Origin of the sequence: Pseudomonas sp. BS-2016 (assembly GCF_001806145.1) — a bacterium.
GTDB classification, from domain to species: Bacteria; Pseudomonadota; Gammaproteobacteria; order Pseudomonadales; family Pseudomonadaceae; genus Aquipseudomonas; species Aquipseudomonas lundensis.
Window position 1 is genome coordinate 180,274 of record NZ_MLCT01000018.1, and the last position, 11,470, is coordinate 191,743.

At 59.9% G+C, this 11,470-nt stretch carries 9 protein-coding genes and 1 pseudogene; 2 read left to right on the forward strand and 8 right to left on the reverse strand.

Features of this window, described 5'->3' with window-relative positions; all coding sequences use genetic code 11:
- Positions 1–101: 101 nt before the first annotated feature.
- Together BKD70_RS09510 and BKD70_RS09515 are read left to right on the forward strand one after the other, a co-directional pair.
- Positions 102–1,127: an iron ABC transporter substrate-binding protein gene (locus BKD70_RS09510; protein ID WP_047273131.1), complete on the forward strand. Its 1,026-nt coding sequence runs from the start codon at positions 102–104 to the stop codon at positions 1,125–1,127.
- On the forward strand, positions 1,127–2,680 hold the full coding sequence (locus BKD70_RS09515) for an iron ABC transporter permease (protein ID WP_047273130.1): 1,554 nt from the start codon (positions 1,127–1,129) through the stop codon (positions 2,678–2,680). Before BKD70_RS09510 ends, BKD70_RS09515 begins: the two co-directional genes overlap by 1 nt.
- A 51-nt stretch (positions 2,681–2,731) precedes the next feature.
- Here BKD70_RS09515 and BKD70_RS25615 read toward each other — a convergent pair whose 3' ends face one another.
- From BKD70_RS25615 to hfq, 8 genes and pseudogenes are all read right to left on the reverse strand, one after another.
- On the reverse strand, positions 2,732–3,616 hold the full coding sequence (locus BKD70_RS25615) for a methyl-accepting chemotaxis protein (RefSeq protein ID WP_371058211.1): 885 nt from the start codon (positions 3,614–3,616) through the stop codon (positions 2,732–2,734).
- A 21-nt stretch (positions 3,617–3,637) separates the two neighbouring features.
- A pseudogene (locus tag BKD70_RS25620) lies at positions 3,638–4,666 on the reverse strand (methyl-accepting chemotaxis protein); the annotation flags it as partial.
- Positions 4,667–4,805: 139 nt separating this feature from the next.
- Positions 4,806–6,095 (reverse strand): adenylosuccinate synthase, encoded by a 1,290-nt coding sequence (locus tag BKD70_RS09525; protein ID WP_047273128.1) that lies wholly within the window; start codon positions 6,093–6,095, stop codon positions 4,806–4,808.
- Positions 6,096–6,149: 54 nt separating this feature from the next.
- The gene (locus BKD70_RS09530; protein WP_047273127.1) at positions 6,150–7,337 is read right to left on the reverse strand and encodes an ATP phosphoribosyltransferase regulatory subunit; all 1,188 of its coding nucleotides are present in this window, start codon (positions 7,335–7,337) and stop codon (positions 6,150–6,152) included.
- Between the two features lie 323 nt (positions 7,338–7,660).
- Entirely contained in the window at positions 7,661–8,539 is an 879-nt protein-coding gene (hflC, locus tag BKD70_RS09535; protein ID WP_047273126.1) for a protease modulator HflC, read from the reverse strand.
- Positions 8,539–9,723, reverse strand: coding sequence for an FtsH protease activity modulator HflK (gene hflK, locus BKD70_RS09540; RefSeq protein ID WP_047273125.1), 1,185 nt, complete (start codon positions 9,721–9,723; stop codon positions 8,539–8,541). Before hflK ends, hflC begins: the two co-directional genes overlap by 1 nt.
- Before the next feature lie 96 nt (positions 9,724–9,819).
- Entirely contained in the window at positions 9,820–11,121 is a 1,302-nt protein-coding gene (hflX, locus tag BKD70_RS09545; protein WP_047273124.1) for a ribosome rescue GTPase HflX, read from the reverse strand.
- Positions 11,122–11,133: 12 nt separating this feature from the next.
- Positions 11,134–11,394, reverse strand: a complete 261-nt coding sequence (gene hfq, locus BKD70_RS09550; RefSeq protein ID WP_047273123.1) for an RNA chaperone Hfq — start codon at positions 11,392–11,394, stop codon at positions 11,134–11,136.
- Positions 11,395–11,470: the final 76 nt, after the last annotated feature.

Genomic DNA, 11,470 nt, shown 5'->3' on the forward strand with positions numbered 1-11,470 from the left:
GTCGCGTTTGCGCAATTGGACGCTGGGTCAAGCGCACTTGAGAAACAATATCGTTTATTATTGTTACAAGTTTTGTAGTACCCAAGCGAGGAACCCAGCGAATGATGCTCCGAAATACCCAGCTTGCGACATTCCTACTGCGCGGCCTGTCGATCGCCGCTCTTGGTCTCACACTCACCGCACCTACCGCCTACGCCGCCGACAAAGTTTCCCTGACGCTCTATAACGGTCAGCACAAGGAAGTCGGTGACAACCTCGCCGCCGCGTTCGAAGCCAAGACCGGCATTCACGTGAATGTGCGCAAAGGCAGCAGCAATCAATTGGCCAGCCAGATCATGGAAGAAGGTGATCGATCGCCCGCCGACGTGTTCTACGCGGAGGAATCCCCGCCCCTGAACAACCTGGGCGAACAGGGTTTTCTGGCCAAGGCTGATGACGCCACGCTGCAAGCCCTGCCCAAGGAATACGTGGCCGCCAATGGCACCTGGATCGGCGTGACTGCACGTACCCGCGTGGTCGCGTTCAACCCGAAAAAGATCGATGAAAAAGACCTGCCAGCGTCGGTGATGGACTTCGCTGACCCCGAGTGGCAAGGCAAGATCGGTTTTGTACCCACCAGCGGCGCGTTTCAGGAACAAGCCGTGGCGATCATCAAGCTGCATGGCCGTGAAGCCGCGGAAGAGTGGCTGACGGGCCTGCGCGCGTTCGGCAAGACCTACACCAACAACATGGTGGCGCTCAAAGCGGTCGAGAACGGCGAAGTGGCGGCAGTGTTGGTCAACAACTACTACTGGTTTGCCTTGCAGCGCGAAAAAGGCCAACTGGATTCCAAGCTGCATTACTTCACCGACGGTGATGCGGGCGGCTTGATTACGGTCTCCAGCGCAGGCGTGCTCAAAGCCAGCAAGCATCCGAAAGAAGCCCAGCAATTGCTGGCCTACATGGCCAGCGAAGAAGGCCAGCGGGTAATTACCAACACCACCGCCGAATACCCGATGCGCAAAGGCATGGTCTCGGAGCGCGGGCTCAAGCCGTTCGATGAACTGCAACCGCCCAAAGTGACCCCAGCCGACCTGGGCAACGCCGAAGAAGCGCTGGACCTCGAACGCGACGTTGGCCTGCTCTGATGCTTGCGGCCGCCCAACCTGCGCGCTTCACCCTGAAACGTAAAAGGCCTTCCATCTGGCTGCTGCTGCCCGTCCTGTTGCTGGTCGGGTTGAGCCTGTTGCCGTTGCTGTATGTCGGCACCAAAGCCTGGCAGGCCGGGTGGGCGCAAGCGGCGCATATGTTGTGGCGGCCTTATGTGTTCGGCCTGATGCGCAACACGTTACTGCTGATGGTGGGCGTGACCGTGACCTGCGCGCTGGTCGGGCTGTCACTGGCGTGGTTGCTCGAACGCAGCAACCTGCCGGGACGCCGCCTATGGGGGGTGATTTTGTGCCTGCCGTTCGCGGTCCCGGCGTTTGTCAGCAGTTTCACCTGGGTGTCGCTCAGTTCCAGTTTTGAAGGGTTGGGCGGCGCCATTCTGGTGATGAGCCTGTCCAAATACCCGCTTATTTTCCTGCCGGTTGCGGCCACATTGCGCAACCTCGACCCGGCCCTTGAAGAGTCGGCCCGAACCTTGGGCCAGAATCGTTGGGGGGTGTTTTTCAGGATTACCCTGCCGCTGCTGTGGCCATCGTTGCTGGCCGGTTCGCTGCTGATTGCCCTGCACATGCTGGTGGAATTCGGCGCGCTGTCGATCATCGGCCTGCAAACCTTCACCACCGCGATTTATCAGCAATTCGAACTGGAATTCAGTAACGCCAATGCGGCGATGCTGTCAGCCGTGTTGCTGGTGATGTGCCTGACGTTGTTGTGGCTGGAACTCAAAGTGCGTGGCAAGGGGCGTCATGTACGCATCGGCCAGGGCGCTGCGCGTCACGCCGGACAAGTGCGTCTGGGCAAATTGGCGCTGGCGGGGCAAGCGTATTGCCTGGCGCTGGCGATCATTGGCAGCGGCATTCCGTTGGGCATGCTGGTGTACTGGCTGGTTAAAGGCAGCTCGGCGGCGTTCCCAATGGCTGAAATCGGTGAAGCGTTGCTCTCGTCGCTGTCTCTGGCATTGGGCGGTGCAGCGCTGTGCCTGCTGCTGGCGGTGCCGGTGGGGTTGCTGGTGGTGCGTTATAAAGGTCAGTTGGCGATTTGGGCCGAGCGCTTGCCGTATCTGCTGCACGCCTTGCCGGGGCTGGTGATTGCCTTGGCCTTGGTGTACTTCGCGCTGCATTACGTGCCGGCGCTGTACCAAACCTCGACCTTGCTGCTGATCGCATACGCTTTGTTGTTTTTGCCGCTGGCACAAGCCCCGATCCGCACGGCACTGAACAAAGCCGCGCCGCAACTTGAAGAAGCGGCGCGCACGTTGGGAGCCTCATCGTTCTCGGCATTTTGCCGCGTGACATTGCCGATTATCTTCCCGGCGCTGGGTGCGGCGTTTGCGCTGGTGTTCCTCGATGCCATGAAAGAGCTGACCGCGACCCTGCTGCTGAGCCCGACCGGGCTGAACACGCTGGCCACGCAAGTGTGGTCGCACACCTCAAACATTGAGTTTGCCGCCGCAGCACCGTATGCGGCGCTGCTGATCCTGGTGTCGGGGCTGCCCGTGTATTTGCTGACCACACGGATGTATTTGAGCCGCTGAACAGCACGCCATCACGCCACCCTCTCCCACTGGGGAGAGGGTGGTTTGATTTCACGCCCGGAACTGCCCAAGGCTCGCTTTCAGCTGCGCGGCCAACCCATCCAGCACCCTTCCGCTGGCGGTGGTTTCATTTACCGCCTGCGCCGCACGCTCGGTCTGCGCATGGATCACCTCTACCCGTCCGCGCACCGCATGCGCGCCCTGTGCCTGATGGGCTGCGGCCCTGGTCGCGTCGCCAATGGCGGCATGCACTTTTTCGACCGACGCCTGCACGGTTTTCTGCAATTGCACGCTCCCGCGCAACACCGCCAGCCCTTCATCGGCTTGCCGCCCAGCCAGTCCGATAGCGGCGACCGCTTCTTTCGCGCCTTGCTGCAAGGCCACAATGTGCGCCTGAATGTCGCCGGTCGAACTTTGTGTCTTGCTCGCCAGTGCCCGGACTTCATCGGCCACGACCGCAAACCCGCGCCCGGTTTCTCCGGCTCGCGCCGCTTCAATGGCGGCATTGAGGGCCAGCAGGTTGGTTTGCTCAGCGATACCGTGAATCACGGTAAGCACCACTTCGATCTGCTCGCTTTGCTGGGCCAGTCGCTCGATGACTTTGGCGCCCGCCCCCACTTGCACCGCCAAGGCTTCGATCAAACCGCCGACCTGCGCCGAGGTCCGGGTGTTTTCATCCGTGGCCTGGCGAATGTCCATCACCTGCTGGAGCGCCGCCTGCATCGCATGGCTTTCCGTTTGCGCGGCATCGGCCATGGTCGACAAGGCATCCAGACTTTGTGCCACCTCGTCCCGCTGCAGTTGCGCGGCGGCGTCTGCACCGGCATTGCGCAGGGTCATGGCACCGATTTCGACACCCGTGCGCTGCGCCACATCGCCAGCTTCACGCACGATGGGCTGTAACTTGTCGACAAACCGGTTGACCGCGCCCGCCATGTCACCGATTTCATCTTTGCTGTTCAGGCCCACGCGCTTGGTCAGGTCCCCTTCCCCGGCGGCCAGGTCATCCAGCGCTGCGATCAACAACAGGAGTTTGTTGACCACCCGCCGCCCCAGCACCACGGCCACCAGCAGCAAGACAGCAAACCCGACAATCGCCAGCCCCAGCCCGATGCGCCAGCGCAAGGTATCCGCCGCATCGCGCACGGTGCTGGCGGTATTGGCTTGCATTTGGGCCGCGGCGGCCTGGGCCGATTCCAGTCGCGAACGCAACGCGCCCGCACTGTCGGCGGCTGCCCCTTGCAGGCTGTCGCTGACCAACTGCTCACTGCTGGCAATCAACCCGTTAAACCGCTGATCGAGCGCCGCCACGTCCTGCTCAATCGTCGCGGTGGAAACCCCCATGAGGACTTTGCCGATCTCCACGCCATTGGGGCTGATCGGGGCTTCGATGTAATACACCGCCGGATCATGCCGGGCCGCATCCAGCACTTTATCCAGCGCACGGTCGCCCTGGCCCTTTTCCAGCAGTGCCTTGTTGATCGGGTTTTCACGGTTGAGGTAACGCGTGAGGTGCTGGCCGGTGGCGTCGTCGTACACCACAAACAGCACGTTGGGGTTGCGCTGAGCGCGACGGGCGAATTCAGACAGCGTGGGGACGTCGCTGTCCCACATGGCACGGGGCGCTACGGCGGCAAGCAGTTGCGCCATGTCGTTCGCGGAATCCATCAGGCTTTTTTCAAGCGTTGTACGCACCTGCGCCTGTTCTTCTTTCAAGCGCGGGGACAAACCTGCCGTCAGGCGTTGGCGCGTACTCGCAGACAGTCCTTCCAGACTGCCTTTGACTTCACGTCCGGCTTGCTCCAGCTCCACTGATAGTTTTTGGCTGTCGGCCCCCAGACGCGCATCCAGGTCCGACTCCAGCGCCGTGACCGTGCTCCGTGTCAGTGCAACCGCGACCAGCACTTGCACCAAAAGAGCGATACCAAGGGTAACGAACACGGGCCGCAACAGTCGGCTTTGTAACAGAGAAAGAATGGCTGACATGACGAACCCCTCTACGACGTGCCATTACATTGATGGCACCTTTGATAAGGTTCTCTACAGCAAGGGTCGTGCCGTGAATGGCCTGCGCGGCAAAAACAACAAAGGGCCCCGAAGGGCCCTTTGGTTGACAGCATGCGACTTAAGCGAACGGGTGACGCAGAACGATGGTTTCGTTGCGGTCCGGGCCAGTCGAAATGATGTCGATCGGCGCGCCGATCAGTGCTTCTACGCGCTTGATGTAAGCACGTGCGTTGGCTGGCAGTTCTTCCAAGGTTTTGGCGCCCACGGTCGATTCAGTCCAGCCCGGCACTTCTTCGTACACAGGCTGCAGGCCCACGTAGCTGTCAGCGTCGGTCGGTGCGATCTCGTTACCGTCTGCGTCTTTGTAGCCTACGCAGATGTTGATGGTTTCCAGACCGTCCAGTACGTCCAGCTTGGTCAGGCAGATGCCCGAGATGCTGTTCACGTCGATAGCGCGGCGCAGGATAACGGCGTCGAACCAGCCGCAACGACGGGCACGGCCAGTGGTGGCGCCGAACTCGTGACCCTGCTTGGCCAGGTGAGCGCCGACGTCGTCGAACAGCTCAGTCGGGAACGGGCCCGAACCCACGCGGGTGGTGTACGCCTTGGTGATGCCCAGGATGTAGTCCAGGAACATCGGGCCTACGCCCGAACCGGTCGCAACGCCACCGGCCGTGGTGTTGGAGCTGGTTACGTACGGGTAGGTGCCGTGGTCGATGTCGAGCAACGAACCTTGCGCGCCTTCGAACATGATGTCTTTGCCAGCACGACGCAGGTCGTGCAGCTCGGCTGTCACGTCCAGCATCAGCGGCTTGAGCAGCTCGGCGTATTCCTTGCACTCGGCCAGGGTCTTGTCGAAGTCGATGGCCGGTTCTTTGTAGAAACCCACCAGCATGAAGTTGTGGTATTCCACCAACTCACGCAGCTTGGCTTCAAAGCGCGGCATGTTCAGCAGGTCGCCGACACGCAGGCCACGACGTGCAACTTTGTCTTCGTAAGCCGGGCCGATGCCGCGACCGGTTGTACCGATCTTCAGCTCGCCACGGGCCTTTTCACGGGCCTGGTCCAGCGCCACGTGGAAGGACAGGATCAGCGGGCAGGACGGGCTGATACGCAGGCGCTCACGCACCGGTACGCCTTTCTCTTCCAGCTTGATGATTTCACGCAGCAGGGCATCGGGAGCAACCACGACGCCGTTGCCGATCAGGCATTGCACGCCTTCGCGCAACACGCCCGACGGAATCAGGTGCAATACGGTTTTTTCGCCGTCGATAACCAGCGTGTGGCCCGCGTTGTGGCCGCCCTGGTAACGCACTACAGCGGCAGCATGTTCGGTCAGCAGATCAACGATCTTGCCTTTGCCCTCATCACCCCATTGGGTGCCCAGGACTACGACATTCTTACCCATAACACTTGTCCTCATTCGCGCAAACTTGGTGCCGGCAGCCGCCGGCAGGAAAACTCAAGAAGCGAGCGGCATGACTTGCCACGCGCCGTTCTGCAGAATCAATTGGCGGTCACAATCGGCCTCGCGGGCGGCGGTCAGCGCCTGCCCAGGCAATGCCTGAACCACGCGCTGGCCTTGGCTGCGAAGCTGGCAAACGTGCTGCCAGAGTGCCGCATCCGTGCTGTCTGGCATCCAGATACCGCCAGACGGTAACTCGACTTCAGCACGCCCCAGGGTGACCAGGGTTTTCAAATCGGTCGAGAAGCCGGTTGCCGGACGGGCACGACCGAAGTCGGCACCGATGTCGTCATACCGACCGCCCTGAGCGATGGAGTCCCCAACGCCCGGTACAAAAACCGCAAAAACCACACCGGTGTGGTAGTGATACCCACGCAACTCACCCAGGTCGAAATACAACGGCAACTGCGGGAAACGCACCGACAACCGCTCGGCAATCGCCAGCAAATCATCCAGAGCCGCCATGACCTGCGCCGGTGCCCTGGCCAGTCGCTCACGCGCAGCAGCCAACACCTCGCGACCGCCACACAAATCAACCAATGCCCGCAGCATGTCCGCCAGATCGGCCGGCAAGCCTTCGGTCAAGGCCGTTACTTCGTCGATCGCCTTGCGTTGCAGGGCGTCGAACAATTGTTGTTCCACTTCAACCGACAGTCGGGCCGCACGGGCCAAACCACGGTAAATACCGACATGCCCCAGGTCCATGTGGACATCCGGGACGTCAGCCAGTTGCAGCATTGCCAGCATCAGGCTGATGACTTCAACGTCGCTGCTCGGGCTCGCATCGCCATACAACTCGGCACCCAGCTGAATCGGGCTGCGCGAGGATGACAGGGCACGCGGCTGAGCATGCAGCACGCTGCCGGCGTAGCACAAACGGCTAGGACCAGCACGGCGCAAGGTATGCGCGTCGATACGCGCCACTTGCGGCGTGATGTCGGCACGAAAACCCATCTGGCGACCCGTCTGCGGGTCAATAACCTTGAAGGTCCGCAGGTCGAGATCCTGGCCAGCCCCGGTCAGCAGGGACTCCAAGTATTCGATATGCGGGGTGACGACGAACTCATAGCCCCAGCTCTGGAACAGATCCAACACCTGACGGCGCGCCACTTCAATGCGGGCTGCTTCAGGTGGAAGTACTTCTTCGATGCCATCTGGCAGGAGCCAGCGGTCTACCGTTGCCATTACGCCATTCCCCTATGATCCGGGCGGCCAGCCAGCAGGCGAGCCTTGAGTAAAGCAGAACGTGGCTGCGTCTTGAACGCGCACAGCAAAAAAGCCTTAAACGAAAGGCTCACACAGCACATTCCTCGAAAAATCTGCCGACGCTGTACCAGCCGATCGGTCAATCAAACATGCAGACGCAAAAAAGCCGGGAATTTCCCGGCTGCCGCATCATACACACGTTTTCTTAAAGGATCACCCCGCCAGGCCATTTGCCCGCCAGGCGGAGTGAAAGCATGCGCCCGATTGTTACGTCAGAGACCACAATCGGACGGCATGACGCCTTATTGTTGCTGCGGCTTGGACTTTTCCAGGTAACGGAAGAAGTCGCTGCTCGGGTCCAGGACCAGTACGTCGCTCTTGTTCGCAAAGCTTTCGCGGTAAGCGCGCAGGCTGCGATAGAACTTGTAGAACTCTTGATCCTGGCCGTAAGCCTTGGAGTAAATCGCGGCAGCCTGGGCATCACCATCACCGCGCAATTCTTCAGACTGACGATACGCCTCAGCCAGCAGAACACGACGTTGACGGTCGGCGTCGGCACGAATGCCCTCCGCCAGCTCGTTACCCTTGGCCCGGTGCTCGCGCGCTTCACGCTCACGCTCGGTGCTCATGCGCTCGAACACGCTACGGTTGACTTCTTTTGGCAGGTCGATGGCCTTGACGCGAACGTCGACCACTTCGATGCCCAGCTCTTTTTCAGCCATTTTGTTCAGCGAGGCCGTGATGTCAGCCATCAAGGCATCCCGCTCACCCGACACCACTTCGTGCAGGGTGCGCTTGCCGAACTGGTCACGCAGGCCGGATTCCAGACGGCGCGACAAGCGCTCGTCAGCAATCTGCTTCATGCCGGAGGTGGCGGTGTAGAAGCGCTCGGCATCTTTCACGCGCCACTTGGCGAAGGCATCAACCATTACAGCTTTCTTTTCCAGCGTCAGAAAACGCTGAGTCGGCGCATCCAGCGTCATCAGGCGGGCATCGAACTTGCGCACCTGGTTAACGTAAGGAATCTTCACGTGCAGGCCGGGCTGGACATCCGCCTGAACCACACGGCCGAAGCGCAGCAGAACCGCGCGTTCGGTTTGCGAGACGATGTAGAAGCTGTTCCAGGCCACCACTGCCACGACTACGCCGACAATAAGGGCGATCAGCGATTTATTGCTCATCAGCGGCTCTCCCTGGTACGCGGCTGTTGCGGCAGATCGGTGCTGACATGTGAAGCAGCATCGTTATTGGTGCTCGCGGCGGCGGCAGAACCGGTTGCCGGCGTGCTCTTGCCATTACGGCCTTCAATCATTTTGTCCAGCGGCAGATAAAGCAGGTTGCTCTGGCCGTTCTTGTTGCCGGTCACGAGTACCTTGCTGGTATTGCTGAAGACGTCCTGCATGGTGTCCAGGTACAGACGGTCACGCGTGACTTCCGGTGCCTTGCGGTACTCGGCAACCAGCTTGGTAAAGCGATCAGCCTCACCCTTGGCGCGCGAAACCACTTCGTCACGGTAGCCGTTGGCATCTTCAATGATGCGCTGGGCCTGACCACGTGCTTCCGGCACCACACCGTTGGCGTAGCTTTCGGCCTGGTTACGGGCACGTTGCTCGTCTTCACGGGCACGGATCACGTCATCAAAGGCTTCTTGTACTTCACGCGGTGCGGCGGCGTTTTGCACGTTGACCTGAGTCACGGTGATACCGGTTTTGTAGGTATCGAGGAAGCGCTGCAAGCGTTCCTTGATCTCTATCGCCATCTGCTCACGGCCTTCGGTCAGCACCTTGTCCATCGAGGTCGAACCCACGACGTGACGCAGGGCGCTGTCGGTCGCCTGTTGCAGACTAACTTCCGGTTGATCGACATTCAGCACGAAGTCGCGCAGGTTGCTGATCTTGTACTGCACGGTCAGCGGCACTTCGACGATGTTTTCGTCTTCAGTCAGCATCTGGCCCTGCTTGGTGTACGCACGCTCACGCGTGACGTTTTCCATGTACTTTTTATCGAACGGCGGGAAATAGATATTCAGGCCCGGTCCCACTGTGTCGTAGTACTTGCCCAGTCGCAGCACCACGGCTTGCTCCTGTTCATCGACCACGTAAACAGCGCTGTACAGCCAGACGGCTGCCATGACGACCAGCACGATACCGAGCACGCCAAAACCGGCGCTTTTGCCGCCGCTTGAACCGCCCTCGCTACCGCCTGTACGTTTTTTCCCACCACCGAACAACCCATTCAGGCTTTCCTGCAGCTTTCGGAAGGCCTCGTCGAGATCTGGTGGTCCCTTGCGGTCGCCATTTTTAGGGCGTTTGCTACCCCAAGGATCCTGATTGTTCGAGTTGCCACCCGGCTCATTCCAAGCCATAGCGCTCTCCATCTGATAAAGCAAAGACGCGCCCACGGCGCGCCGACCAATGCTACAGAATGCCTATCACAGCGGCACGACCGCTTTGCGAGGCTTTTATTGCAAAGTGTGTTCTTCGATGAACACCGCTGGTTCCATCCCTTCGCGGCTGACCAGGCGATTAAGCTCGGCTCGCGGCAGGCGTACATCCAGCAGGCACACGCCTTCATCGTCGTGTTCTTCTTTTTGCACCGCGCCCAATTCAAAGAATTGGGCACGCAGTCGAGCAAAACGCTGCGGCAAGCGCAAGGTACCCACGAACAATTCGTTGCCCAACAACTCGGCAATGGCCTGTTGCAGCAACTCCAGCCCCTCGCCGTCGCGGGCCGACAACCAGACCCGCTGCGGCTTGCCATCGGCATCCCGCTGGATCTGCGGCTCGACCGCTTCAAGCAAATCGATTTTGTTGTAGACCTCAAGGATCGGCAAGTCCTGGGCGCCAATCTCGTTCAGCACCACCATCACCTGCTCGATCTGCGCCATGCGCTCCGGTTCGTGCGCATCAATCACATGCAGTAACAAATCCGAATTGCTCGACTCTTCGAGCGTAGACCGGAAAGCTTCAACTAGCTTGTGCGGAAGATGACGAATGAAGCCCACGGTGTCAGCCAGTACGATTGGCCCCAGGTCGTCCAGATCCAGACGACGCAGGGTCGGATCGAGCGTGGCGAACAACTGATCGGCAGCGAACACATCAGAACCGGTCACCGCATTGAACAGCGTGGACTTGCCTGCGTTGGTATAGCCCACCAGCGACACTGTAGGAATATCGGCGCGTTGGCGCCCTCTACGGGACTGCTCGCGTTGACTGCGGACTTTTTTCAGACGGGCCTTGATCTGGCTGATACGCACGCGCAGCAGACGCCGGTCGGTTTCAAGCTGGGTTTCACCCGGCCCGCGCAAACCGATACCGCCACCCTGGCGTTCAAGGTGAGTCCAGCCGCGCACAAGACGCGTGCTCATGTGATCAAGCTGGGCCAGTTCGACCTGCAGCTTGCCTTCATGGGTACGGGCACGTTGAGCGAAGATATCGAGAATCAGCCCGGTACGGTCAAGCACGCGACACTCGAAAACTCGTTCGAGGTTACGCTCCTGACTGGGCGTGAGGACGTGATTGAAAATCACAATGTCGACCTTCTCGGCCTTGACCAGGTCGCGTAGTTCCTCGACCTTGCCACTGCCAATCAGGTACTTGGCCGATGGCCGATGACGCGGCACGTTAAAAAACGCGACGGTCTCGGCGCCGGCCGACACAGCTAACTCCTGGAACTCCTGCGGATCTTCGCGCGCCTCAGGGTCCTGACCTTCCAAGTGAACGAGGATTGCTCGCTCACCACCACCGTGGCGCTCAAAGAACAAAGCAGACTCCTATCAGGCGTTACCTGGCTCAGCGTCTGCTTGTTCCGATTCTGCTGCGCTTGGCAGACGAATTGGACGCACAGGAACGACTGTCGAGATAGCGTGTTTGTAAACCATTTGGCTGACGGTGTTTTTCAGCAGAATCACGAACTGGTCGAAAGACTCGATGGTCCCCTGCAGCTTGATCCCGTTGACCAGGTAGATGGAAACGCCAACCTTCTCTTTACGCAAAGTATTCAAGTAAGGGTCTTGTAGCGAATGCCCTTTTGACATATGCCGCACTCCTGTAAGGATAAAAAAAGAAACAAAATTTAGAGGGTCGATGACGCCACACCCATAGGATAGACGG

Coding starts and splice junctions, on each gene's coding strand:
- BKD70_RS09510 (WP_047273131.1), top strand. CDS start 102: ATGATGCTCCGAAATACCCAGCTTGCGACATTCCTACTGCGCGGCCTG.
- BKD70_RS09515 (WP_047273130.1), top strand. CDS start 1,127: ATGCTTGCGGCCGCCCAACCTGCGCGCTTCACCCTGAAACGTAAAAGG.
- BKD70_RS25615 (WP_371058211.1), bottom strand. CDS start 3,616: ATGGCGGGCGCGGTCAACCGGTTTGTCGACAAGTTACAGCCCATCGTG.
- BKD70_RS09525 (WP_047273128.1), bottom strand. CDS start 6,095: ATGGGTAAGAATGTCGTAGTCCTGGGCACCCAATGGGGTGATGAGGGC.
- BKD70_RS09530 (WP_047273127.1), bottom strand. CDS start 7,337: ATGGCAACGGTAGACCGCTGGCTCCTGCCAGATGGCATCGAAGAAGTA.
- hflC (WP_047273126.1), bottom strand. CDS start 8,539: ATGAGCAATAAATCGCTGATCGCCCTTATTGTCGGCGTAGTCGTGGCA.
- hflK (WP_047273125.1), bottom strand. CDS start 9,723: ATGGCTTGGAATGAGCCGGGTGGCAACTCGAACAATCAGGATCCTTGG.
- hfq (WP_047273123.1), bottom strand. CDS start 11,394: ATGTCAAAAGGGCATTCGCTACAAGACCCTTACTTGAATACTTTGCGT.